This window comes from Streptomyces sp. NPDC060028 (assembly GCF_042736725.1).
Lineage (GTDB): Bacteria > Actinomycetota > Actinomycetes > Streptomycetales > Streptomycetaceae > Streptomyces.
Genome location: NZ_JBHWVJ010000032.1, coordinates 1 through 23,500 on the forward strand (window position 1 = coordinate 1; position 23,500 = coordinate 23,500).

Here is a 23,500-nt window from a genome sequence, read left to right on the forward strand (position 1 = left end):
GCGCGACTGCCCCCTGCCCAGGGCAACTCAAAGATCATTTACGGGACAACCCTTAGAGTCCCAGGTCAGGAACTCTGCTCCCCGCACGCGCGGGGATGATCCCGTGACCGGCCTCGGCGATCCGTTCGCCGTCCGCTGCTCCCCGCACCCGTGGGGATGACCCCGGCGTGTGGCTGGAAGACTTCGCCCACGAATTCTGCTGCCCGCGCGCGGGCATGAACCCGTCCCAGGCACCGTCGAGGTCATCAGGGGCCGCCCAGCAGCCGGCGAGCGCCGGACGACAGCAACGCGAGGTGGTCCAAGCCTTTCTGGCCGCGGCCCGCGACGGTCGGTTCGAGCAGCTGCTGCAGGTTCTCCACACCGAAGTGAAGTTCACCGTCCACGCCCCGGACGGCCCGTTCGACGGCACCCCACTCTCCCCCTCCTCGCCTTCACCGTCGCCGACGGCCGCATCACCGAGATCACCGCTGTGATCGATCCGGCCCAACTCGCGCTCATGGACCTGCCGGACCCGGTGTGACTCCCTACCGGCGATGGCCGCTCGTCCTCCCGCCCTGTCGACATGGTCTCTGTACGCGGCCGGGCCGGTGCCATCAGGCGAGTGCTGCCGGCTGCGGAAATCACGTTGTTCCCCGAGGAAGCCACCTGGATCATTCGGTCATGAGGCAACGTCCAAGCACAGAGAGCAGCACGGGAGCGCCGCCCGTGGCGGCGGGCGTTCGCCTGGAGTGGCGGGCCGTCCCCCGCGAGGTGCAGCGACTGGTCGAGGCGCGCCTGGGATCCCCCGTGGAGAGCGCGGTGACCCAGCCCGGGGGCTTCTCGCCCGGGGTTGCTGCCCGCGTACGCCTTGCCGATGGTCGGCGGGTCTTCCTCAAGGCAGTGGGACCCGAACCCAATCCCGACACTCCTGACCTGCACCGGGCCGAGGCGCGCATCACGGCGGCCTTGCCGGCCGGGGCTCCCGTGCCGCCGCTGCTGATGGCCTTGGACGCCCAGGGATGGGTGGTTCTGGCCTTCGAGGACGTGGACGGACGGATGCCGACGCAGCCGTGGCAGCCCGACGAGCTCCTTCGCGTACTCGCGGCGGCGAGCGACCTGTCGGTGTCGCTGAACCCGTCGCCGATAGAGGCACCAACCGTCGGTGACCGCTTCAGCAAGAAATTCCAGGGCTGGCGCCGACTGTCGGCCGCGGCGGAGGAAGGCATCGATGGCCTGACTTGGCTCGATCCCTGGGCGCGACGCAACCTGGGCCGCCTTGCCGAGCGGGAGGACGGCTGGGTAGCGGCCGCAGCCGGTGACGCCTTGATCCATGGGGATCTGCGGGCGGACAACATCCTGCTGACCGAGGACAAAGTCATGGTCGTCGACTGGCCTTGGGCAGCTTTGGGAGTTCCGTGGTTCGACGTGGTCGCCATGGGTCCGAGTGTGATCATGCAGAGCGGCGGCCCCGACACGATGGGCCTTCTTGATGACCACCTTGACGCTCAGGGCGCTCATCCGGAGGACGTGACCACCGTCCTGATAGCCATCGCCGGCTACTTCATCCACCAGTCCGTCCAGGCTGCGCCACCGGGGCTGTCGACTCTGCGCGAGTTTCAGGGGGCCCAGGGCGAAGCCGCACTCCTTTGGCTGCGGCAACGGTCGAACTGGAGCTAGCAATCTGCCTGCCGGCGGGCGGTAATGGATACGTGGCGGGGCGTGTCCCAAGGGCTCCCCGGGGAGGTGTCGCATCGACAACCGAGAAATGCCATGGACCTCACGATCCAGGCACTGAACGGCCTTGGGGCCAGGAAGGTTCCGAAGGCTTCCGTGGCCGCACTCATGCCCCGCTGGGGGCCGGATGCCTTCGCTCCCGCCTGTGGCCAGCCTGGCGAGGGCTGTGCCCCTACAGCGATACAGCGCATTCAGCCAAGGCTCAGCCAAGGCTCAGCCAAGGCTCAGCCAAAGAGGATCCACCCCCGCGATAGGGCTTTCCCGGAGGTCGGGAGCCACCCGGACCACAGGCGGCACGCGCCCCTGAGTCGCTTGGCCCCAGCCTGACGACTCCCAGACCGCTGCCGTACCCGGCGCCCGCGGGACCCACGGCGACTGCTGGAGCGAAGCGCACGACGCAGTCAACGCGTGTACCGGGCCAGCGCGGGATGGGGCACCCTGCAGCCAGCCGGCGGCCGTGACCTGAAGCAAGAGTGGTGTCCTACGCCGAAACTGGGCGAGGGTGTGCGGCACTGGATCGGAGGAGTTTGAACGCGCAGGGCGTATTCGGCAGAAATGTCGGCTTCGGTGAAAGTGCTTCAGAACAGCCCTCTACCCACCTAAAATGGCAGGTCAGCAAGTCTGCTCCCCGCGCCCGCGGCGATGGACCCAAGGTCAGCTTCGCGGAGGTCGGCGACGCCATATGCTCCCCGCCCCGGGGATGAACCCGCTTTCAGCTCGTCGGACGCGTCGGCGTAGGCGTGCTCCCCGCGCTCCGCAGGGATGAACCCGGCAAGATTCAGTCACAGCTCGGCTCGACTCGCTGCGCCCCACCCGCGGGGATGAACCCGTGCCAGCCGTACTCGTGACGGCGCACGTCTACTGCTCCCCGCGCCCGCGGGGGCGCCCCGTGGTGCATGCCGTTCTGCCGGGCGGCCTCAGGAGATGATCGTGTTGAAGAACAGGACTCCCGCCGCGAACGCCCCGCCGCCCGCGAGGAGGCCGGCGGCCAGGGTGCCGCCCGCCAGCACGGTGAGTACGACGGCGGCCGCGGCGGTCAGGACGCCGAGCAGCAGGATCACGGCCGAACGCTGCGGCAACAGGGACGGCGGCGGGGTGTTCTGAGGCAACGTCGGCTCCAGGTGCAGTGAGCGGGGGCATCCACGCCTTCCGTGGATGCTCGGGTGCTGGAGGTTTAGCTCGCGGAAGTCCCGCTTCCCCCGTCGAAGGGGTTGTGAACTGAATCACACGGAGAGGGGCGGGGGGATGTTTGGCACCCGGATCTAAGACGTAGGGCGTGAGGCGATGCAGAGGGACCGTCAAGGGCGCCTGGACGCAAGGGAGCGGATGTGCCGACTGAGCTCGAGGGCGAGGGAATCGCCGTTCGCGACTCGCTCCGTGTGACGCAGTCCGGGTCCGACCGCGAGGGCGGTCTCGGAGACGGCCTCGACGACGGTCTCGACCCGGCCGCGCAAGAGGACGCCGCACAGCGGGCACGGCGTGTACAGAACGACGCGAAGATCGTCGAGATCCTTCGGAAGGACGGGTTCGAAGGCCCCCGCTACAACAAGGTCGTCGAGCGCCTCACCGGCTACGCATGGCCCACCATGGTCAAGTGGTGCGGCACCGGCGAGATCTTCCGTCGGACCGTCATCGTCGGCCGTCCGTTGCCCAGGCACCTGATCGTCTCCGACTGGTCGTCCGACGACCGCTTGGAGATCGCCACGGACAGCGTCATCAACGGGATGGCGGTCTTCCGCGCGTACGGCCTGATCGAAGGCCGGTGGCACGCCGCCGGCGGGGCGAGCCTGACCACCTACTACATGGGCGCCGTGATCCGCGCCTTCATCCCCGTGTACAAGGCCTGGTACGACAGCCGGAGAATCGGGCAGGCCGAACTCCGCCGCTCAGGCACGGACGAGGACGGCGATCCGATGGCCGCGATCCCCGACCAGCGCGCCGTGGACCCCTACCAGGTCGCCGCGACCAACGACGAGATCCGCCGGATCCTGCCGATGGTGAAGGACGACAAGACCCTTGAGAGCCTCGCCTGGTACGCCGTCGGGTGTACGCAGGAACAGGCCGCGCAACGCGTGGGGCTGACCCGCAAGGCCTTGGAACGGCGTACCCATCGATTGAGGAATGCGATCAACGAAAGCGGAGCAGGCCGGCTCGAGCCGGGGGAGGGGGAAGCACGATGAGCCTTCGACGTGAGGGGTCCCGCAATGACCTCGCGAAGACGGACGCCTTCGACGACTGCGACTTCGACTGCGACTTCGACTCTCTGCTTGAGGCCTCCAGCCTGGGGGCGCCCCAGGTGACTGCCGTGCTGCGATCCGGATCCGTACCGGAAGCCGTACGTCGGCGTATCGAAGAGGCGGCCCGCCCGTCCCGCGATACGCGTTCGGCTCCTACGCCTGTGGCTGTGGCCGTGGTGAGGGAGACGCGTGCGACGGGGGGAGTTGAGCGGCCCGAGACGGACGTACGCGACGAGACGGTCCGTCAGGCGCAAGCCTCCCTTGTGACAGCCGCTGACGATCAGGCCATGCTGCTGAGCGGAATGCACCGGGGCATCCTCGTGCTGACCGGACCACCCGGGGTGGGGAGGTCGCCGGCGATGGCCGCCATCGTCCGCGATCTCCTCAGTCGTACAGGGGAGGATGAGGCGAAGCGTGTGCTGCTGATCAGTAGCTCGAAGGGCTGGTCCGGGGACGGCTTGACGGCGGTTCAGTCGTCGCCCGCCGCCCTTACCGGTGAGCGGGATGTCATGGGTGAGTTGCTGCTGCGGCGCGGTGTCGACCGGCCGGCGCTCACCGGCTCGAGTTCCGTTGCTCTTCCGGGTGCCGTAGAGGAGTTTCGGGGACGGGAGGACGACGACTTGTACGGCCTCGTCCAAGGAGTCGTCCAAGGAGTCCTCGCCCGGCTTCGTCCCAGCCTCGAACCCGGTGCGGAAACGCTGGGTAGATTCGGGCTCTGTCTGCGTACGGCGATGCTTGCCGAACGCAGTGACGCGGCGGCGGCGGTGCGCTGGGGGGAGCCCCCGGAGCGGCCGGAAGACCTTGCAGGCGTCTCATGGCTTTGGGCGCGTGCTGTTGCATCGCTTCTGTCCGACCTGCCGGATCGGCGGGTGAGGGAGCTCCGTGCGGGCTTCCGCGTGCATCCGCCACTCCGGCCTTCCGGTACGGGGGAGTCCGGATACCCCTCGGCGCGGCTGTTCACCACCCGGGAGGCGCTGGTGAGGTGGGGCGTACTGGACGCCATCAGGTCGCGACTGGAGGACGTCGAGGCGACGGGGCCGGCCTCGCACTGCTTGGAAAGGGTATGGCGGGCGCGTATCTCCGCGGAATTGTCGGTCCGTTACGAGCTCGACCGTCCGGGGCAAGGGGAAGAACGTCGGTCGGGACGGATCTTCGCCGTGCCGGTGAGGCGGGCCAAGCCCGTCGCCGAGCTCGAGGCTGCCTCCGGACCGAGGGCCGCCGGGCCGGCTCTGCTGAAGAGCCGGCGGGAACGTGACGGAGCCGAGGAAGTGCTACGAGGAGAGATTCTCGTGCACCTGTGCGGAGAGGCGGGGGACGATTCCGAGTGGCAGTTCAGTGCTCGGCTGACGTACAGGCCGTCGGACCCCTATGCGGTGGAAGTGGTGTTCAAAGTCCCCGGGCACGGCGACGGAATCGCCTGGATGCTGGCGCGAGAGCTGCTGTTGGAAGGGCTCCGGGGTATGTCGGGCGCGGGAGACGTACAGGTGTGGAGCGAGGAGGAGGCGGACCCGCCGGACCATGCACAGGGTGGGCAGCGCACGTACGTCCGGCTGATTTCTCCGGAAGCAACGGCCGTTCTCTTCATGCGGTCGGATCATGTGGCGGAGTTTCTGGAGCTGTCCCAGGACATGGTCGCTCTCGGCACCGAACACGAGCACCTCTCCGGCGGCCTGGCGGAGCTCGAGCAGCATCTGCACGAGCTGGCGGCCTCGCCCGGTTCCGCGGACTGATCTCTGCTCCCCGCGCCCGCGGGGAGGAACCCGGGCGGGACTTTGCAAGCCGACGCCAACGAGCCCGCCCAGGGTCCCGCCCCGGTCCCGCGCAGCGACCACCCCGCCGTCACCAAGGCCGCCCGTACGAACGTCAGTTCGTCAGCACGGGGCGGCCCGAGACGCACGTCCGGGTGGTACTTGCCTGCGCGGGCGCATTCTGGCCCTTCGGCCCCGGGTGGGCGGCAAGAGTTGGGTCATGATCATGGATCCCGACGCCAACTCCGGAACCCCTGAAGTTCCCGGAGCCCCCGGCGAGCCCGCACCGGCGCCCTCCCGCGGACCCTCCCGCCAGCCCTCCCGCCGTACCGTCATCGCCGGAGCGGCCGCCGTCGCCGGAGCCGGCGGGCTGGCGGTCGCCGTCACCTCCGCCGAGACCTCGCAGGCCGTCCCCGGCGCCGCGGTCACCGACTGGGGCACCTGCCTGACGATCGCCCGGGCCATCCTCGTACGGGACGACGAGGACCAGCCGCTCGTACCGCGCTACTCCGACATCCTCCTGAAGAACGGCCTGCCCCGCTCGCGCCGCCCCGGCAAGAAGGTGCTGATCGTCGGCGCCGGGCCGGCCGGCCTCACCGCCGCCCACCTGCTGCGCGAGGCCGGCCACCAGGTCACCGTCATCGAGGCCAACGCCAACCGGGTGGGCGGCCGGATCAAGACCTTCCGCACCGGCGGCCACGAAAACGCCCCCCAGCCCTTCGCCGACCCGAAGCAGTACGCCGAGGCCGGCGCGATGCGCATCCCCGACAGCCACCCGCTGGTCACCGGACTGATGGACAGCCTCGGCCTCAAGCGCCGGCGCTTCCACCTCGTCGACGTGGACGGAGCCGGCCGCCCCGCCTACCGGACGTGGATCTACGTCAACGGCATCCGCGTCCGCCGCGCCGACTACGCGCGCGCCCCGCAGGTGCTCAACCGTTCCTTCGGAGTCCCGAAGGCGTACGAGGCCGTCCCCGCCTCGCAGATCGTCCGCGACGCCTTCGCTCCCGTACGCAAGGAGATCGAGGGCAAGAAGGACAAGGACCTCGTCGAGGGCTGGGCGCGCGTCATCCAGCGCTACGGCCACATGTCGATGTATCGCTTCCTGACGGAGGAGGCGAAGCTCGACGAGCGGACCATCGACCTGATCGGAACCGTCGAGAACCTCACCTCCCGCCTGCACCTCGCCTTCGTGCACAGCTTCATCGGCGCCTCGCTGATCAGCCCCGACACCGCCTTCTACGAACTGCCCGACGGCACCGCCACCCTGGCCGACGCCCTGTACGCGCGCGTCAAGGACCTCGTACGGCTCGACCGCCGCGCCACCCGCATCACCCACGGCGAGGGCAAGGTCACCGTCGAAACCGTCTCCGAGGGCCGCGGCGGCAGCCCCGTGCGGCGCGAGACCTTCACCGCAGACACCGCGATCATCACCGTCCCCTTCTCCGGACTGCGCCACATCCCCATCGCCCCCGCGCTCTCCTACGGCAAGCGGCGCGCGGTCACCGAGCTGCACTACGACGCCGCCACCAAGGTGCTGCTCGAATTCAGCCGCCGCTGGTGGGAGTTCGACGAGGCCGACTGGAAGCGCGAGCTCGAGGCCGTGCAGCCCGGCCTGTACCGGAAGTACCAGACCGGGCAGACCCCGTCGGACGGAACCCTGATGGGCGCCCACGACTCCGTACCCGAGGGCCACATCTCCACGGGCCAGCGCTCCCACTACGCCGCCAGCCGCGTGGTCTCCCGCGACCAGCCCGAGGCGGCCGGCGTCATCGGCGGCGGCTCGGCCACCGACAACCCCAACCGCTTCATGTTCCAGCCCTCCTACCCCGTCGAAGGCAGCGCCGGCGGCGTCATCCTCGCCTCCTACAGCTGGTCGGACGACGCCCTGAAGTGGGACTCACTGGACGACGAGGAGCGCTACCCGCGCGCCCTCGCCGGGGTCCAGGAAGTGTTCGGGCAGCGCATCGAGGTGTTCTACACCGGCGTCGGCCGCACCCAGTCCTGGATGCGCGACCCGTACGCCTACGGGGAGGCGTCCGTACTGCTGCCCGGCCAGCACACCGAGCTCTTCCCCCACGTCCGCAAGGCCGAGGGCAACCTGCACTTCGCCGGCTGCCACACCTCCATCAAGCCCGCATGGATCGAGGGAGCCCTGGAATCGGCGGTGCGGACCGCCCTGGAAGTACACACGGCTTGACTTCCGCTCCCCGGGCCAAGCCCGGGGACTCCTACCACGGCCGTCTGACCGTCTCGGCGGGTTTTTGCTTCACCGCGCTGGGCCGGGATGAGTCCCGGTCCAGGACGGTCCCGCACGCCCCGCATTCCCACACGCGGATGTGGAGAGGCTTGGGACCGTCCTTGCATCGTCACACGCCGATGGCCGCCTCCTTGACCGGTTCACAGCCGATGCGCCCACCGCGCTCCGAACGCCAAGCCCGGGGTGAGCCGGGGAAACCGCAGATGGATCTCGTCGGCCCGATCCACTGGCTGTTGCTCACCGTGAAACGCCGGATCGGGCACGGCACGCTGAAATGTGCCGTGCAAGATCCACACGCGCGCCGCGCAGCACGCGACGCCGAAGGTGTAGGGGGTTCCCTCATGCTTCGGCCGGTCCGACACGGAACGCTGATCACGGCAATTGGCTGCCGTGGCGGCGAACCGAACAGAAGGACACCCATGAGACGTCTCTCCGTAATCCGCAACGCAGTGCTCGCGTCGGGAATCGTCGCGGCGCTGCTGGCGGGCAGCGTCGCGCATGCCGCGGATGCCGAACCGAAGCCGGCAGGCACTGCACCGATCAGCAACGCCGCCAGCGGGCCGTCGATCTCCGCCGACGGCCGCTACGTGGCTTTCGCTTCGCTGGCAAGGGATCTGGTGGCCGGCGACACCAACCGAGCGGACGACGTGTTCGTGCGCGACCGGCAGACCGGCGTCATCACCAGGGTCAGCGTCGACTCCGCGGGCAACCAGGCCAACAACGTGAGCCGGAATCCGTCGATCTCCGCCGACGGCCGCTACGTCGCGTTCGAGTCCTTCGCGACGAACCTGGTGGCCGGTGACACCAACCGCTACCGCGACATTTTCGTGCACGACCTGCAGACCGGTGAGACAACCAGGGTCAGCGTCGCAAGCCACGGCGAGCAGAGCGACAGTGAGAGTTTCCATTCGTCGATCTCCGCCGACGGCCGGTTCGTCGCGTTCGACTCTCCCGCGTCGAACCTGGTGTTCGGCGACACCAACGACATCCACGACGTCTTCGTGCGCGACCGGCAGACCGGTGAGACCACCAGGGTCAGCGTCGATTCGAACGGTCGCCAGGGCGACGACATCAGCCAACTGCCGTCGATTTCGGCAGACGGGCGCTACGTCGCCTTCTCCTCCGGGGCGAAGACACTGTCCCTGTTCCCCGACAACAACCACGCGGACGACGTGTTCGTGCACGATCAGCTGACCGGGTACACCGACCGGATCAGCGTCGGTGTCGACGGCAACGAAGGCAATTCCGCCAGTCGCACGGCGACCATCTCGGCCGACGGCCGCTTCGTCGCGTTCGAATCCACGGCGTCGAATCTGGTGGCGGGCGACACCGGCGGTCCGATCGACACCGACATCTTCCTGTACGACCGGGTCACCCGGACGACGACGCAGGTGAACCTTGGCCCCGATGGCCTGAGCGACAGCAAAACCCCCGGCCAGGAGCGGACGACGCTCTCCGCCGACGGCCGCTACATCGCGTTCGTGTCCGGCGAGGACAAGCTGGTGACCGGCGACACCAACTCAAGCTGGGACGTGTACGTACGAGACCGGGTGACCGCCACCACGACCAGGGTCAGCGTCGCCAATGACGGCTCGCAGAGCGATGGGTACAGCTACAGCCCCTCGATTTCGGCCGACGGCCACCACGTCGCTTTCACGACCAGCGCGACGAACCTGGGCGGTGACGGCACCAGCCGGAAGTTCAACCTGTACGTACGCGGTCTCGGCGACTGAGTTGTCGGCTGCCGCGGCGTCCTCAATCACGCGCCGCGGCGGCCCACACGCCGGCCAGAGCAGCACGACCGGAGACGCCGACCTTCGCGTAGGCCCGGCCCAGGTGGACTTCGACGGTCTTGGGACTCAGATGCAGCCGGAGGCCGATGTCCCGGTTGGTCAGGCCGTCCGAGACCAGGTTGACGATCTCGACCTCACGGGCGGTCAAGTCGAACCGCTCGGCGCCGCTTTCGGGCCGGGGGCCGCGCGCGTTCAGGCGCCGCTCCTCGCGCGCGACCTGAGGCAGGAACAGTTGCGCGTCACACCGGGTGAACAACGCGCGGGCGGACACCAGGTGCGCACGGGCCTGGTCGATCGCCCCGCTGCCGCCGAACGCCGTCGCGGCGAGCAAGTGCGCCCGCCCGGCCTCCACGGCCGCCCCGATCCGGCCGAACGTGCCGGCAGCGGCGACAGCGAGCGGTGCGGCTGCCGCCGGATCCGTTGGCAGCGTGGCGATCGCGCGGGCCTGCTGTGCCATGGCGGTGCGCAGCGGAAGCTCGAGCTGCCCGGCGGCGTCCTCCGCTCGGTCGGCCCATGCCGCGGCCGCGGCAACCCGGCCGGCCGCGACCTCCGCCTCCGTGAGCATCAAGTACACCAACGGCCTGGTACGGAGGCCCACCGCCGGCAGCTCGGTCCCACCGCCACTGGTGAGCAGCAGCTCGATGCAAGCGTGCGGATCACCCGAGTGCAACATCGCCTGCGCCAGCATCGCCTCGGCCTGGCCACTGCGCCAGGAACTCGTGGCCGTCGCCAGGTCGTCGACGACGATGGCCTCCTTACCCAGGCGGATCGCCTCGGCCAGGTCGCCGCGCCAGGTGGTGATCCAGCACCCGAAGGTCAACGCCATGACGCGCAGCTCCTCGCTGCCGGTCAGTTCCGCCGACTCCAGGCTGTCGTCGAAGCAGGTCGCCGCCGCCGCCAGCTCGCCGAGGTAGGCATGCACCATGCCGCGGATCGCGGTCAGCAGCGCGATCTTGTGGGACTGCCTGCTTGCGCGAGCCAGTTGCAGGCCACGGCTCATGTGCCGGCTCGCCGCCATGAGCCGGTCGGCGGAGATTTCCGACCAGCTCAGCCAGAACGCCGCATCGATGTCGCGGACCAGGTCGCTGTCGGGCAGCGCGTCCAGGAGTGCGGCCGCCTCGTCCAGCCGGTCCGCCCGCCGGTCGATGAGCGTTGCGGCCGACAACGCCGTCGCCAGCAGCATCGGATCCCCGACTTCCCGCGCGGCGGCGATCGCCTCGGCCACCCGGTCCTGTCCGTGCTCGCGCTCGACACTTTCACCGGCAACGAGCGCGACGAGCAGGACGGCCGCCGAGTGGGCGTCAACACCTTCGACGCGTTTCCACTCGCTGTGCAGCATCGCCCTGGCCTCGGTGTAGCGCCCGAGAATTTGCTCCACCGTCGCACAGGCTCGCGCTGTCTGTGCCCGGATCTGGGTGAGTTCGGCAGGCAGGAGCCGCAGCACCTCGTGCATGGTTTCCCTGGCCTGCCGCAGGTCGCCCGTGGCTCCGAGTGCGTGTGCCAGCCGGCCGAGCAGGATCAGGCGCTGCGGGGTGGCCGACTCCGAGTCGGGGAGCAACCGGATGGCCGCCCGCAGGAAGTGCCCGGCGGTCGCCGGCGTGGTGTGCATCGTCGCCTCGGCCGCCGCGGTGAGCGCCGCGACCGCCTCGAGGTCACCGCGGACGGCGGATCGCTCCACGTGCCGGGCGAACTCGGCCGGCGGCGCACCCCGGCTCCGGAGTGCCGACGCGGCCCGGCCGTGTGCCTGAAGCCGCCAGCCGGGACCGGCATCCTGGTAGGCGACGCTGCGCACCAGCGGATGCCGGTAGCGGAACCGGCCGGTCGCGCCGTCCAGCCGCACCAGGTCACGCTCGGCGAGCCGGTCGAGCGCGGCGAGCACGGACCCGGTGTCCGTTGCCGCCGTTTCGGCGAGCGAGTCAGCCTCGAAGTCGTCACCCACGACCGCGGCGGCGTGCGCGACGACCCGCTCTTGCGGGGTCAGCGCGGCCAACTCGGCGGCGAGCACCGCGTGGACCGCCACCGGGATCGCCCCGTCGGGGTGGAGCGCCGTATCACCGACAGCGATACCCCGCTCGCCGGCCCGCACCAGGGCTTCCAGGTAGAACGGGTTTCCGCCACTGGCCTGGTAAAGCTCTTCCCGCCGGGAACGGCCCAGACCTTCCGGCATGACGTGGCCGGCATCGGCTTGGCTCAGTGGCGCGAGTTCCAGCAGTTCGGCCCCTCCGTCGGTCGCGGCGCGGGACAGCGCGTGCCACAGCCGCAGCGACGTCTGCCGGGGCCTGCCCGCCAATGCCAAGACCAGCCGCGCCTGGGGCGGGTGGCGCAAAAGGTGGTCGAGCAGCTCGACCGAACCCTCGTCCGCCCAGTGCAGATCGTCGAAGACGAGCACCAGCCCGGACGGCTCGGCGACCAGCTCCAGCAACGCCCGAACCGCCCGGTGCAGCCGGTACCGCTCCGCGTCGACCAGGTCGGCGGGGCCGGCGGCGGGAATCGCCGGGAACACGGTCGCGAGAAGTGCGAGCTGCTGTTGCCCGAGGGCGGCGAGACGCTCCGGGCCCAGCTCGGCGAGCTGGTCGTCGAGCGCGTTGACGAACACACCGAACGGGATGTGGGACTCGAACTCCGCCGCGCGTGCGCTGCGGACCGTCCATCCTGCTGTGTCCGCGAGCTTCCCCAGCTCCGTCAGCAGCCGGCTCTTGCCGATCCCCGGTTCGCCGGTGACCGCGACGCACCAGGTGCCACCTTCGCCCGCCAGCACCGCGCGCAGGATCGCGACTTCTCGCGCCCGGCCGGGCAATCCGCCGACGGGCCGCCCTCTCACTTCGTCAGTCATGCTGGCGTCGACTCACTTTCCGTCCGCGACCAGGCGATGGTATCGACGCCCACGCGCCCTCGGCCGGCGGCCTACCCGATCACAGGCCGAGTCGCAGCAGCTCGCCGCCGAAGGGCTGCAAGACCTGTACTTCCGTGACGGCGGCACCCGGACGGACGGGCTCCTGGTGGAGCTGAGCTTGTTGTTTATCGTCCAGCTTCGGTGGATGGGCGGGCAGCGTAGGGCCTTCAGATCCAGTTGCCCCAGCCGAACGTTGCGATATGGGCCCGCCGGGCGGCGTCCCAGCTACGGCCGCTGCCGATGTGAATCACTGCCAGCGCAAGAAGGAACCAAGCCGTGGAAGCGCCAGCAACGATCAAGGTCCATCGAAGGCCGGAGGAACTTGCGACCACGATCAAGGCGGTGACGGTCACACCCAAGCCCTCGCGGGTGTACCGAGAAGCCGAGCCTTCGCCGTTCTCCCGTGATCACGCCCCATCATCGATCGTCCGCCGGGGCTTCGTCCCCTTCTTGTGGTGTGCGGGTCGGGTGTAGGACTCGCCGGTGGCGAGGACCCGCCCGACGTCGTAGCGGGTGGCGGGCCGCCGGGTTTCGAGCCGAGCGGGCGGCCGGGGCCGGGGCGGGTGGGGCCGGGGCGGGTGGGTTTTGTGCACCGGCTGGCGTGCCCGTCTTCGCGTGCAGGTTCCTGAACCCCCGCCCGAGTCCGTCGCAAGTCGGCCCAGTGTGTGGCCTGTCTCGGCCCCGGGGACCAATCGAACCGCGGTTGGCGCTGAGATTGATCATGGTCGTCTAGCAGAGCTCCGGGATGCGGCGTCAGGTTTCTCTGGAAGCCCGATGGGCCCGGATGGCGGGTGGCTACCTTCCGCCGGATGCCAGTGGAATTTCTGACTGATGAGCAGGCCGTTATCTGGACCTTTCTGGCTCGTCAATCCTCTGAACTGTTTGCCCGTCCCCTTCGGAGCATCGCTGTGGGCCAATATGATGATCGTGCCGCGCGCCACCACCGCACGCGCCGCCCGGTGCCGAATCATGCCGAACGAGCCCTCAAGGGCACAGAATCCCTGCGTTCGGTTCGACGAGGAGCCACACCTATGAGTCCTGAAAAAAGGACACCACTGCGGCTCGGCCCGCTTCCACTGCGGGCCGGATGGCTGGCGGGCAGCGCGGTCGCATCGCTGGCGGCCCTGATGATCAGCTTCACCAGCCCCGCACTGGCGGCCGCCGAGCCGCCCACCGCGGCTGGTTCGGCCCCAGCCGCATCGCCGCTGAACCCCGACAAGTGCCGGGGTGGCAAGGAGCACCACGACTACGACTCCGATGACGAATACGACCCCGGCGAGGAGTACGCCTCCGACGACGAGGACGAAGAGCTCGGCGTCCGGGGCGGCGTGAACCGGCGCGACCGCGACAAGTGCAGAGGCGCCAGGGGCCCGGCCGGCCCTCCCGGACCGCCCGGGCCGCCCGGAGCCGCGGGCCCGTGCGTCGACATCTCCACCTCGTGGGACGAGGCAGAGGTCAAGTACAAGGCCGTTCTCGCCCCCAACGGCACCGCCTGGGCGGGAGTGTACGACTTCAACGCGCCCAACCCCATGGTGCCGGCCTTCACCTGGTACGACCTCACCACCGGAGCCACCAACTACCCGGCCAGCCCGTGCGGCATCACCATCGCCGAGACCTCCAACAGGGTCATCGTCGAGGTGGTCACCACCGGCGGGCAGGTGTTCGAGACCACGTGCCCCGTGACCCGCGGCGAGCCGGACCGGCTCGCGTGCCCCAACCCCGTCGTCTGGACCCCCGCGAACCCGCAACCGCCCGGGACGACCCCCACCCTCACTCGCGACAAGGGGCTCTCCAAGGGCGGACGGGTCCACTCCCCTACCCGATGAGGCATATGCGTAGTGGTGCCTGAAATGGATAGGGGTGCCAGCAGCTTCTTATCGCCCACGCGGAAGGCGTGGAGGTGACAGGAATGGGCGCTGGCAAGAAGGTCAAGAACGTCGCTGAGACGACGAAGGGCAAGATGAAGGAAACCACGGGTAAGGCCGTGGGGAACGAGAGTCTCGAGGCCGAGGGACGGGGTGAGCAGGCGCTGGGTGACGCCAAGCAAGCTGCTCAGAAGGCCAAGGACGCGCTCAAGCACTGACTCGGGCGAGATGTCGGTGGGGCGAGGGCCGGCGGGAGACAGTCCGCCGGCCCTCGTTCATGTCCGTCCCACCGCCCACGCCGCGTGGGGCGCGGTCAGCGACATCACCGAGGAGATCCGGCCCAAACGCCGGGACCTCCTTCAGCCGCCTGGCCTTTCCGCGCGTCTCCAGAGCAGCGGCGGTGGACCGGTTTCCCACGGCGTGCGGCGCTTTCCGGCGCGGCCGACCACCTGTTCCTCCGTAGCCTTGATCTTCTCGCTGGTACTCATCGCTCGCGCACCTCGTACCACTTCAAACGGAACATCACCTGGCTCAACGCCGTGAACGACCAGGTAGCGGGCATCGGGCAGACGGTCGTGCCGCGACCTGGCGACCAGAGGTTCTGGCGGGCGGAGCTGCTGGGGGTGGAGACCGGCGGGTACGGCCCGTTGGAGCCGCTGGCCTGCCACAAGGTGAATCTGAACAAGGTGATCACGCACTGGCCAGACATGCTCCGGGTGGTCGGCTCCCTGGTCACCGGGGGCAGGTGCGGGCGTACGACCTGCTGCGGATGTTCGGCAACGAGGGGCGTCCCACCTCGCTGGGCACCGCGTTCGCCGAGTACGGGCGGATCGCCAAGACCCTGCACCTGCTACGGGTGGTCGACCCGGTCGATGACACCTACCGGCGGCAGATGAACCGGCAGCTCACCGTGCAGGAGTCCCGCCACAAGCTCGCCCGGGACATCTGCCACGGCAAGCGCGGGCAGATCATGCAGGCACAAGACGGGCCAAGAGAACCAGGTCCTGGAGCGATTGGACCGGTCGGCCCTCGAACTGGACCGCGCCGACCCCGGTGGCGCCGACCAGGTCCGTACCCGGCTGGAAGCATCCTGACAGGCCCGGTGCGAGGACCTACTGGAGAGTCTGGGCGAGGCGGACCGCGAGGAAGCCGCCGGGCAACTGCGCGAACCGTCAAGATCCTGCTGGAGATGGACCGGCCCAAGAGTCGCCTCATCTGGCTGCGCAACCCCAACGTCGTCCGACTTTTCGAGGGCCTGGCCACGGGCAGTATCCCGCTCTCCCATGACGGGCTGCACCAGGAGGCCCCCTGGCGAACCGTCACTCACCTGCGTGACCTGCTGATGGACAGCGGTGTCCTCCCGCAGGTCGACCGGCAGCTCTTGCTCTACCAGCGCTGGCTGACCGAACGGCTCGCCAACATCGAAGACCCCGGACACCGGCAGCTTCTCCGCCACTTCGCCACCTGGCGCCAGATGCGGCGCCTGCGGACGAAGGCGGAGAAGGGACCGCTGGGACGCTCCCAGACCAACCACACCAAGCAGGAAGTCACCCAGGCCAGCGCCTTCCTCACATGGCTCGCCAGCCGAGGACGTGCAATCGGGCAGTGCCAGCAGGCCGACATCGACGCCTGGCACACCGAGAGCCTGGCCACCCGCCGTCCGTCCCAGTCCTTCCTGCGGTGGTGCATGAAGACCGGCCGGATGCCCCGCCTCATACTGCCGCCGGCGGTCATCACCCAGGATTCGGAACCGCTGCACCAGCACCGCTGGCTCGCGATCCTCCGCCGGGTCCTCAACGACGACGCCTTGCCCCTGCGGGCCCGGGTCGCCGCCGCGCTCGTTCTCCTCTACGCGCAACCCGTCAGCCGTATCGTCCGCCTCACCACCGACGACGTCACCGACGACGAGACCACCGTCACCGTCCGGCTGGGAGACCCGCCGTCCCCGCTGCCGGAGCCCGTCGCCGACCTGATACGGGCCTACATCCAGTCCCGGCAACACCTGCCCTACGCCAGCAGCAGGAGCTCAAAGTGGCTCTTCCCCGGCCGCCAGCCGGGACAGCCCATGAACCCGGTCAGCCTCCAAGTCCACCTGCGTGATATCGGCGTCCCTCCGCAGCGCGGCAGGGCCTCCGCGATTCGTCAACTCGTCCTCCAAGCCCCAGCCCCCGTCATCGCGAAGGCACTCGGCTATCACGACAAGACCGCCACCCCCGCCTGGTCACCGAAGCCGGCGGGACCTGGAGCCGATACGCCCCAGGCGACCACCAGCGGTGAAGTGCGGCTGCTTACGCTGGGGCCGCTGAATCTCGCTTGTCCTCAACGTGGACGACGTGAAGCTCGGTGCCGTCGCGGTGGCGCTTGGAACGTCCGAACAGCCCGACAGTGATCTGCGACTGATCCTGAGGCTCATCGGAGCCGACATAGGTAAGGACGTCGTTGTGATGCCCCGTGACGACCCATCCCTCGACATCCTTGACGTCGATCACCCCGAAGTCTCCCGCCGAAGATCCAGCATGCGCCGGGCCGAACTTCTTCAGGAGGTCGGTTGCCTGTTCAGCAAGCTCCCCGTCCGGAGCGGTCAGCACGACACAAGTGCCATGCTCGAACAGCACCCACGACTTGCGAGGGTCGGCGAGAAGCCGCTGCCAGACGTCGATCAGTATCTCGGTGTCCATGCCGATCATCATGCCGCAGAGCACCGACACAGGGTGACGATCGGCCGACAGCTACGGCGAATACGCGACCCCTGAACATGCGGGCCTACCAGTCCCGGCGCCGTGTCTGGCGCGACGTCGGTGTGTTCGGCGCGCTGATGGAGGGAATGGTCGCCCTCACCCCGGGGCCGCGGTAGCGGCGCCCGGCTGGGAAGCCGGACGCCGCTACCGCTCACGTCAGACCAGCGAGGTGGCTGCCTGGCCGAAGTGCCGGGCGAAGAACCGGACCGCGCTGTCAGCCTCGAATCTGGGCAGCTCGCCCTGCTTGCCCGCGTTGGCGTGCAAGGTCTTCTCCTTCGAGGCGAAGGCGTCGAACAGTGCGAGGCTGGCCTCGCGCGGGTTGTGCTCGTCGTCCCACTGCATGGCGAACTCGATCGGGATGGTGATCTCCTTCGCCGTCTCGACCAGGGCGTCGGACCAGTGCAGACCGAAGACCGCAGCCGTGATCCTGGGCTCGATCGCCACGAGCGGCACTCCGATCGCGGTGCCCATCCTGACGCCGAAGTAGCCGACCGGCCCGCCGGTGCCGATCTCCGGAAGCTCCTGGAGTGCGTCCAGGGTCGCCCGCCACTCGGGCAGGACGAGCTCCGCCACATGCGCGTTGTAGCGCACGACGATCGGGCTTACCGGCTCGCCCGCCGCCCACGCCGCGGACAGCGCGGCCCGCTCTTGCTCGTCGTGCGCGGTGCGCGGTCGGTCGCCGTGACCGGGCGCGTCGATGACGGCGACATGGAAGCCGCCGTTGTTCACGAGAAGGTGGGCGCGGCCCGTCATCGCCGGGTGCTTCTTGTGCTTGGCGCCGTCGTGGCCGATCAGGATCAGGGGCGCGCGATCGGCAGCGGAGGCCGGCGACCAGAGAACTCCGGGGATGTCGCCCACGGTGAAGTCACGTTCGACCATGCCGTTCGACGACGACTCGGCGGTGAACTGCAGAGAGTGAGAGTGCATAGGTGTTGCCTTTCGGGAGTGCCTTGTTGTCGAGGCGCTCCCGGCGACACCTACGTCAATCGCCGGCCGTGACGGCAAGGGGGAGCACCCACATCGATACAGCGTTCATGGGTCTCACCTCCTCGGGCGGCGTCACGGTCAGCTGCAAACTACAAGCCCGAGCATCATCCCGTCCAACCCTTTTCCCACCACTGATCACAACTCCAGACAGGCCCTGGTTCCGGTAGCGGCCGCCCCGGCGGCGCCCGTCAGCTCTCGGCGAGCACGATCAGCCAGTCCCCCTCGGAGAACCGGACCTTCTGCCGCTTGTCAGGGTTGATCCGGAGCCCGTAGTCGGGGCCCGTGGCGCTCCGCGCGCGCAGCCGGTATCCGACCGCGCATTCCCGGCGCCGCCGCGCCGACTCGACGGCGGTGGCGAACGAGACCTCCTGACCGGCCCGGACGTAGTCCGTGGCCGGCTTGAGGTGGAACTCGTGGCCCTCCGCCTTGAACAGCTCCTCGAAGACCTCGGCGAGGTACGGGCTCTCCGAGATCTGGGTCATCAGAAGGCTGATCAGCCTGCCGCTCACGATGAAGTCGGCGCCTTCCCGGGCGGGTGCGAGGAGCCGGTTGCCGTCGTCGGACATCTCGGTGGTGAGGGCGAGTTCCCGCTGCGCGGCGGCCCCGATGGCCCGCAGGTGCAACAAGGCGACCAGAGTCCTGTCGTCAGCCCGCGCCTCCGGATCCGTCACCACCGGAGCGAGGGAGGCGACGGGCGACGCGTTTGAGGCGGAGGCTGAGACCGAGGCTGAGGCCGAGGCCGAGGCTGAGACCCAGGGCTCCGTCTCACCGATCACGATCACACTGTGGTACGAGGTCACGTCGAGCTTGGCCAGGGTGCGCGGGTCGGTGATGTCCCCCTCGCGGAAGGAGACTTCGAGGCGGGACAGCGTTTCCGTGACGGCGCGGGCGCCGGGCGTGGCCGCGTACTCGCCGAGCGCCACGACATCCAGGCTGGTTCCCGGGCTCACGTACTGGTCGAGCTGCTCGATGACGAGCGGGGCGCGGCGGTTCCAGCCGAGCAGGAGGAGGCGTTCGGCCTGGGCGAGACCGGGCCCGGCCGTCACGATCGCGTCCTCGTCGACATGGGCGGCCACGTCCGCCCGTACGGCCGTGTCGTCGTCCTGGGAGATGACGATGATCCGGTCGGCGGGGCCGATCTCCGCCCCCGGGTCCGGATTGAGGGTGACGCTCCCGTCGGCGTGCAGCAGGCCGACCGCCGAGGACGTGGCGAACGCCAGCAGAGCCTCGCCGAACGCATGCCCCACGAGGCCCCCGGCGGCGACCGGGTAGAACTCGTCGCCCTCGAAATCCAGCAACTCCGAGTAGACGAGGGAGAGGCCGGGCTGCCGGGCGGTCTGAACGAGGAGCCGGGCCACGATGTCATCGACGCACAGGACGTGCCCCGTGGGCCCGGCGGCCAGCCTGGCGGTCAAGTGGCTGCGGGAGTCACGGACGGCGGCGACCACCACCGCTTCCCCCTCACCCGCGCCGGGGCCGGCCGCGTCGAGGGCGAGCAGGGTCTTCACCACCTGGACGTCACCGGTGTCCCCGGTGGGAGGCAGCACCAGCACCGCCTTGGCCGTTCGCGGACTCACCCGGCACAGCTCGGAGGGATCGGTGGTGCTCCCGTTGCGGCAGATGATGCGCGTCCGGCCGATGTCGCCGACGCGGGTGGTGATCTCGTCCTCCATCCACACCTTGTCCTGCGGGGCGAGCACGGCGATGGCGGAGCGGCGCTGGTTCGCGTTGGCGGCCACCAGCTCCCCGATGACGGGAAAGACCTGGTCCGACCATCCCAAGACGACGGTGTGCCGCGTCTCCACCACGGTGGAGTGCCCGAGGCGCAGCGACAAGATGCGCTGGTTGATGCCCGTGGTGATCAAACTGACCAGGGTCGACACGAAGAGCAGCGCCACCAGCGCGAGCGAAACGGAGGCCAGCACGTAGAGCGGGGAGCCGACCGCACCCCCGATCTTCAGCGTCTGGCCGGCGCTGACCCACACGGCCGTGAGCCGGCCGGCGAGCGTGGCCGGTGCGGCCCGGTCGGACCAGACGAGGACCATGCTCGCCGGGATGACGACGGCGAGGCAGGCCAGGGCGAGCCAGCCGATGAGCGCGGTCGTTCCCCCCGAGACGAGATGGTCGAACCGGTACCGGAGGCGGAGCCGGAGTGACGTCGTGTGCTGCTGCGCCACACAAGCTCCCGTACATGAGTCGACATGCCGATCGGAGCGACTGCCCGCCACTCCAGGAGACACCCTAGGCAGTTCTCGGCATCCGCCCCCCTCGGACTCCACCGGCCTCACCCAGAGGTATGAACGCACCCACCACGGACCGGACCTGGCCCGGGGGCGACGCGGTCGGCCCCGCGTGGCGCTCGACCGGCGAGGCACGGTCGTACCCGCAGGCTGATGCGGTCGCAAGTGTTGAGGCGGGGGAGTCGACCGCCATCAGCGCCGATTCGGTATCCGCGTGGATGGGCATGAACGGCTGCTTCACGCCTCGTCGTTCGGCGCCGAGGCAGTCGCATACGCCGAGCACCGTGCTCTTCGCTGCCCCGTCGTCGAGGATCTACACCCTCAGACCAGCGGTCGAACCCCCGCTATGAGGGGCGGAGAACGGGATCGATCTCTGCCAGGCTCTCGTGCAGCCGACGGGCCCCCCGGGCAACACGATCGTCGGTGTCGCCCGACATCTCCTCGCAGAGCCGTAGCGCCTCGTCCAGGTCGTCCGAGAAGATGCTGAAGACATCGAAGATTGCGGTGTGGATCCAATCGGCGTGGTTGTCGTTGGCGACTGCCAGTGCGGACGCGACGATCGTCAGTCCGACCCTGTCCTTTCGCCGAAGCAAGCCCTCCGCGGTCCGCCGGGTGACGAAGGTGTCACCACGGTCGAGCACGAGCCCCAGCAGCGGCTCTACGGCCTCCGGCATCTCGGCGAACCCTGCCAGGCCGTGACCGGCATCCGCCCGGTCACGCCAGTCATCGCTTCGCCCGAGTTCGCCGAGCGTCACGACGACCGCACGCCGCAGGTCACTGTCCACTCTTACTCGCCCGCCCCTCCCACGATTCCGGTCAAAATATTATCGAGGCGCCCTACCGGATGATGTCCCCAAGGCCGAAGCAGACCTCACCAGTGATCAGACCGGGTCCTCGTCAGTCAGCGAAGGCATTGCGTGTGGACGCAGGACCATGAGCGAGTCTTCCAAGGTCGCCACCATGGCGAAGGGGAACCGGTCGACCTCAAGACAGAGCGCAACGTCATCAGGATGGGCTCCTTGACGCACCCCCTCCGCCAGTTCGGCGGCGGCGCGCGACTCGGCAGCGCGGCGGAGGAACTCAGCAACATCCACCCCGGCCTCGGTGACGCTCCGAGCGATGTATTGAGCACACGCCAGATCTTCTTCGGCCTGCCCATCGTCGCCAGTGACCACGAACGTGACACTGTCACTCTTGAGCGTCCGCAAGAGCCGAGCCGTTGCCTCCGCCACCACGAAGCTGGCGCACAGCACCAGCGGCGCCTCCTTGACCGCAAGGGCACCGACTGTCCCTGCCGTGGTTTTCTGCACAACGGTCCGTCCGCCAAGGTCAACAGACCGGAGCAGGCCCGGCGAGTTGACCATGTCGAACCCGGGGGCGGGCGGCCCGTCTTTGAGCGCCACCCAATCCGGGTGACGAGCCTTGAGCGCCAGGGCTTGGTCCAGCGACCCGGCAAGAACGATCTTTTCCGCTCCCTGGGCAAAGGCCCAGGCAGCCACGGTGAAAGCACGCATGACGTCGACTACGACCGCCACGGACGGGGGTTCGACCAGATCAGTGATACCAAGGAATCGAGCCATTCCGGTCATGATCGCGCATGGTCCGACCCGAGGCACCCAGAGAGTGATACGCATCACACCGACGGTCCCGGGGGTTGTGGCCGGAAACAACGTCTATGGATCGGCGGCAAGGTAGAGGTTCACGGCCGGCCACCGCTTCCCGGCCTGGCCTCTCCGCAGATGGCCGCGTTACCGATTGGTAGGTTGGCATCCGCAACTAGGCAGTCTGGGGGAACTGGTGGAGAGACGAAGCGGGCGCCGGGGTGCCGGGATGCTGTGGGCACGGGGTGCGGCCGGCCTGGCGGTCCTGGGCGGAGTGAGCTGGCTGCTGGCACGCGGCGTGGCCCCGCCGGAGGGGTCCATGGAGGCGTTGACAGGGCGGGGGCCTGGGAGTCTCGCCGCTTCGGTGCTGGGCGCGGTTGCTGTCGGGGCCTGGATGGCCGCGTCCGGTGCGCTCGGGATTGCGTTGATGATCGGGGCGGTGGATACGGTGCGGGGCTGGTGGTGTGCTGGTCGCCGGTCGGGCATGAGTGCCGCGGCTCTGCTGGCAGTGGGCGTGGCCGGTGCGGCGGTCCTGGCGTGGGTGCACGGGCTGCTGGCGGATACCGTCCCGGAAGGCTCCATCGAGGTGCGGTCACACCCGGGCGCCGTGGGGTTCATGGGAGTTTCCTACGGGCCCAATCTGGTCGCGATCGTGCTGATGGTTGTGGCGGTGGCGGCGGGTCTTGTCCGGGGCCGCCGACATGCTGGTCGTCCGCCGAAGGGCCAAGAGCCAGACGCCCACGCGTAAACCGGCGCACGATGCCGGCCGCGCCGGGGCGCCCTCCCGGACGCGGAGGCAGGCACGAGCATGGCGCTACGCGCTCAGCGATCACCCTGCTGCCGACGCGGGGAGAGTTCGCGGCGACCCATCCGCTGGGATGCCACGGCCGTCGGATCCCGGACCGGGTGATCTTCGAGCACATCGTGCAGGCTCTGGTGCACGGTTCCGGGTACCAATGGATCTCCAGTCCCGGCTGCTCGGACCACACGATTCGGCGCCGCATCAAATCCTGGGCCCAGATAGGGATGTCGTGTCGGAGCAGGTCTTCGCGCTGGCGCTGGAAGCGCACGACCGCACGATCGGCCTCGGACTGGCCGAGATCGCCGTGGACGGCTGCATCACCAAGGCACCCTCGAGTGGCCAGCAGGCCGGCCGCTCACCAGTCGACCGGGGCAAACGGGGCCTGAGCGATCGGTGTCCCCGGATGAGGCCGGGGCGCCGCTGGGCATCGTCTCCGCCGGCGCCAACCGATGAAAGCCCAAGTCGAGCCCCTGCCTACAGAGGTGAACGTGAACCTTGACCGCGGATACGACAGTGACAAGACCCGTTCCCTGCTGGACGAGTTCGGCTTCACTGGCGAGATCGCCCGGAAAGGGCCCCAGCCCCGGCTCCGGCTCCGGGCAGAAGGTCCTCGCGGTGGCCGC

At 69.2% G+C, this 23,500-nt stretch carries 18 protein-coding genes and 2 pseudogenes; 11 read left to right on the forward strand and 9 right to left on the reverse strand.

The annotated features are described in order from the left end of the window. Positions 1-245: 245 nt before the first annotated feature. Positions 246-383, reverse strand: a complete 138-nt coding sequence (locus tag ACFWBF_RS17855) for a hypothetical protein (protein ID WP_385602214.1) — start codon at positions 381-383, stop codon at positions 246-248. A 322-nt stretch (positions 384-705) separates the two neighbouring features. On the opposite strand from ACFWBF_RS17855, the gene ACFWBF_RS17860 reads away from it, so the two are divergent. Next, a complete protein-coding gene (locus ACFWBF_RS17860) occupies positions 706-1,656 on the forward strand; it encodes a phosphotransferase family protein (RefSeq protein WP_385602216.1) in 951 nt (316 codons plus the stop codon). A 974-nt stretch (positions 1,657-2,630) separates the two neighbouring features. On the opposite strand, the gene ACFWBF_RS17865 is transcribed toward ACFWBF_RS17860, so the two are convergent. After that, positions 2,631-2,822, reverse strand: a complete 192-nt coding sequence (locus tag ACFWBF_RS17865) for a hypothetical protein (protein ID WP_385602218.1) — start codon at positions 2,820-2,822, stop codon at positions 2,631-2,633. Positions 2,823-3,041: 219 nt separating this feature from the next. Between ACFWBF_RS17865 and ACFWBF_RS17870 the strand changes: the two genes are divergently transcribed. The 4 genes from ACFWBF_RS17870 (at position 3,042) to ACFWBF_RS17885 (ending at position 9,691) form a co-directional block, all read left to right on the forward strand. Beyond that, complete coding sequence (locus tag ACFWBF_RS17870) at positions 3,042-3,893, forward strand: hypothetical protein (protein ID WP_385602221.1); 852 nt, start codon at positions 3,042-3,044, stop codon at positions 3,891-3,893. Further along, complete coding sequence (locus tag ACFWBF_RS17875) at positions 3,890-5,680, forward strand: SsgA family sporulation/cell division regulator (protein ID WP_385602223.1); 1,791 nt, start codon at positions 3,890-3,892, stop codon at positions 5,678-5,680. Before ACFWBF_RS17870 ends, ACFWBF_RS17875 begins: the two co-directional genes overlap by 4 nt. A gap of 244 nt (positions 5,681-5,924) precedes the next feature. Continuing rightward, positions 5,925-7,898, forward strand: a complete 1,974-nt coding sequence (locus ACFWBF_RS17880; protein ID WP_385602430.1) for a flavin monoamine oxidase family protein — start codon at positions 5,925-5,927, stop codon at positions 7,896-7,898. Between the two features lie 263 nt (positions 7,899-8,161). Then, positions 8,162-9,691 carry a TolB family protein gene (locus tag ACFWBF_RS17885; protein WP_385602225.1) on the forward strand — a complete coding sequence of 510 codons (1,530 nt, stop codon included), beginning with the start codon at positions 8,162-8,164 and terminating at the stop codon, positions 9,689-9,691. Positions 9,692-9,713: 22 nt separating this feature from the next. Here ACFWBF_RS17885 and ACFWBF_RS17890 read toward each other — a convergent pair whose 3' ends face one another. Continuing rightward, positions 9,714-12,584: an AAA family ATPase gene (locus tag ACFWBF_RS17890; RefSeq protein WP_385602228.1), complete on the reverse strand. Its 2,871-nt coding sequence runs from the start codon at positions 12,582-12,584 to the stop codon at positions 9,714-9,716. Positions 12,585-12,811: 227 nt separating this feature from the next. Beyond that, positions 12,812-12,997, reverse strand: coding sequence for a hypothetical protein (locus tag ACFWBF_RS17895; protein WP_385602230.1), 186 nt, complete (start codon positions 12,995-12,997; stop codon positions 12,812-12,814). A 678-nt stretch (positions 12,998-13,675) separates the two neighbouring features. On the opposite strand from ACFWBF_RS17895, the gene ACFWBF_RS17900 reads away from it, so the two are divergent. The 4 genes and pseudogenes from ACFWBF_RS17900 to ACFWBF_RS17915 all read left to right on the forward strand — a co-directional run bounded on the left by ACFWBF_RS17900 (position 13,676) and on the right by ACFWBF_RS17915 (position 16,898). Next, positions 13,676-14,470: a hypothetical protein gene (locus ACFWBF_RS17900; RefSeq protein ID WP_385602232.1), complete on the forward strand. Its 795-nt coding sequence runs from the start codon at positions 13,676-13,678 to the stop codon at positions 14,468-14,470. A gap of 83 nt (positions 14,471-14,553) precedes the next feature. Next, a complete protein-coding gene (locus tag ACFWBF_RS17905; protein ID WP_385602235.1) occupies positions 14,554-14,727 on the forward strand; it encodes a CsbD family protein in 174 nt (57 codons plus the stop codon). 297 nt (positions 14,728-15,024) lie between these two features. Further along, positions 15,025-15,533 (forward strand): annotated as a pseudogene (locus tag ACFWBF_RS17910) (Tn3 family transposase); the annotation flags it as partial. Positions 15,534-15,698: 165 nt separating this feature from the next. Beyond that, a complete protein-coding gene (locus ACFWBF_RS17915) occupies positions 15,699-16,898 on the forward strand; it encodes a hypothetical protein (protein ID WP_385602439.1) in 1,200 nt (399 codons plus the stop codon). Here ACFWBF_RS17915 and ACFWBF_RS17920 read toward each other — a convergent pair. From ACFWBF_RS17920 to ACFWBF_RS17940, 5 genes are all read right to left on the reverse strand, one after another. After that, the gene (locus tag ACFWBF_RS17920; RefSeq protein ID WP_385602238.1) at positions 16,798-17,187 is read right to left on the reverse strand and encodes a hypothetical protein; all 390 of its coding nucleotides are present in this window, start codon (positions 17,185-17,187) and stop codon (positions 16,798-16,800) included. The two genes, ACFWBF_RS17915 and ACFWBF_RS17920, sit on opposite strands and share 101 nt — an antisense overlap. A 216-nt stretch (positions 17,188-17,403) precedes the next feature. Then, positions 17,404-18,174, reverse strand: a complete 771-nt coding sequence (locus tag ACFWBF_RS17925) for an alpha/beta hydrolase (protein WP_385602240.1) — start codon at positions 18,172-18,174, stop codon at positions 17,404-17,406. 248 nt (positions 18,175-18,422) lie between these two features. Continuing rightward, positions 18,423-20,411, reverse strand: coding sequence for an NAD-binding lipoprotein (locus ACFWBF_RS17930; RefSeq protein WP_385602243.1), 1,989 nt, complete (start codon positions 20,409-20,411; stop codon positions 18,423-18,425). 407 nt (positions 20,412-20,818) lie between these two features. Then, the gene (locus tag ACFWBF_RS17935) at positions 20,819-21,259 is read right to left on the reverse strand and encodes a hypothetical protein (RefSeq protein ID WP_385602245.1); all 441 of its coding nucleotides are present in this window, start codon (positions 21,257-21,259) and stop codon (positions 20,819-20,821) included. Between the two features lie 96 nt (positions 21,260-21,355). Continuing rightward, on the reverse strand, positions 21,356-22,063 hold the full coding sequence (locus tag ACFWBF_RS17940; protein WP_385602248.1) for a 2-phosphosulfolactate phosphatase: 708 nt from the start codon (positions 22,061-22,063) through the stop codon (positions 21,356-21,358). Between the two features lie 331 nt (positions 22,064-22,394). Between ACFWBF_RS17940 and ACFWBF_RS17945 the strand changes: the two genes are divergently transcribed. Both ACFWBF_RS17945 and ACFWBF_RS17950 read left to right on the forward strand, forming a co-directional pair. Next, a complete protein-coding gene (locus ACFWBF_RS17945; RefSeq protein ID WP_385602250.1) occupies positions 22,395-22,823 on the forward strand; it encodes a hypothetical protein in 429 nt (142 codons plus the stop codon). Positions 22,824-22,903: 80 nt separating this feature from the next. Beyond that, a pseudogene (locus ACFWBF_RS17950) lies at positions 22,904-23,461 on the forward strand (IS5/IS1182 family transposase); the annotation flags it as partial. Positions 23,462-23,500: the final 39 nt, after the last annotated feature.

Excerpts from the sequence above, each read along its gene's own strand:
- ACFWBF_RS17945 (WP_385602250.1), top strand. The coding sequence starts at position 22,395 with ATGGAGGCGTTGACAGGGCGGGGGCCTGGGAGTCTCGCCGCTTCGGTG.
- ACFWBF_RS17890 (WP_385602228.1), bottom strand. The coding sequence starts at position 12,584 with ATGACTGACGAAGTGAGAGGGCGGCCCGTCGGCGGATTGCCCGGCCGG.
- ACFWBF_RS17900 (WP_385602232.1), top strand. The coding sequence starts at position 13,676 with ATGAGTCCTGAAAAAAGGACACCACTGCGGCTCGGCCCGCTTCCACTG.
- ACFWBF_RS17905 (WP_385602235.1), top strand. The coding sequence starts at position 14,554 with ATGGGCGCTGGCAAGAAGGTCAAGAACGTCGCTGAGACGACGAAGGGC.
- ACFWBF_RS17915 (WP_385602439.1), top strand. The coding sequence starts at position 15,699 with ATGGACCGGCCCAAGAGTCGCCTCATCTGGCTGCGCAACCCCAACGTC.
- ACFWBF_RS17880 (WP_385602430.1), top strand. The coding sequence starts at position 5,925 with ATGGATCCCGACGCCAACTCCGGAACCCCTGAAGTTCCCGGAGCCCCC.
- ACFWBF_RS17920 (WP_385602238.1), bottom strand. The coding sequence starts at position 17,187 with ATGGACACCGAGATACTGATCGACGTCTGGCAGCGGCTTCTCGCCGAC.
- ACFWBF_RS17940 (WP_385602248.1), bottom strand. The coding sequence starts at position 22,063 with ATGACCGGAATGGCTCGATTCCTTGGTATCACTGATCTGGTCGAACCC.
- ACFWBF_RS17925 (WP_385602240.1), bottom strand. The coding sequence starts at position 18,174 with ATGCACTCTCACTCTCTGCAGTTCACCGCCGAGTCGTCGTCGAACGGC.
- ACFWBF_RS17875 (WP_385602223.1), top strand. The coding sequence starts at position 3,890 with ATGAGCCTTCGACGTGAGGGGTCCCGCAATGACCTCGCGAAGACGGAC.
- ACFWBF_RS17885 (WP_385602225.1), top strand. The coding sequence starts at position 8,162 with ATGGATCTCGTCGGCCCGATCCACTGGCTGTTGCTCACCGTGAAACGC.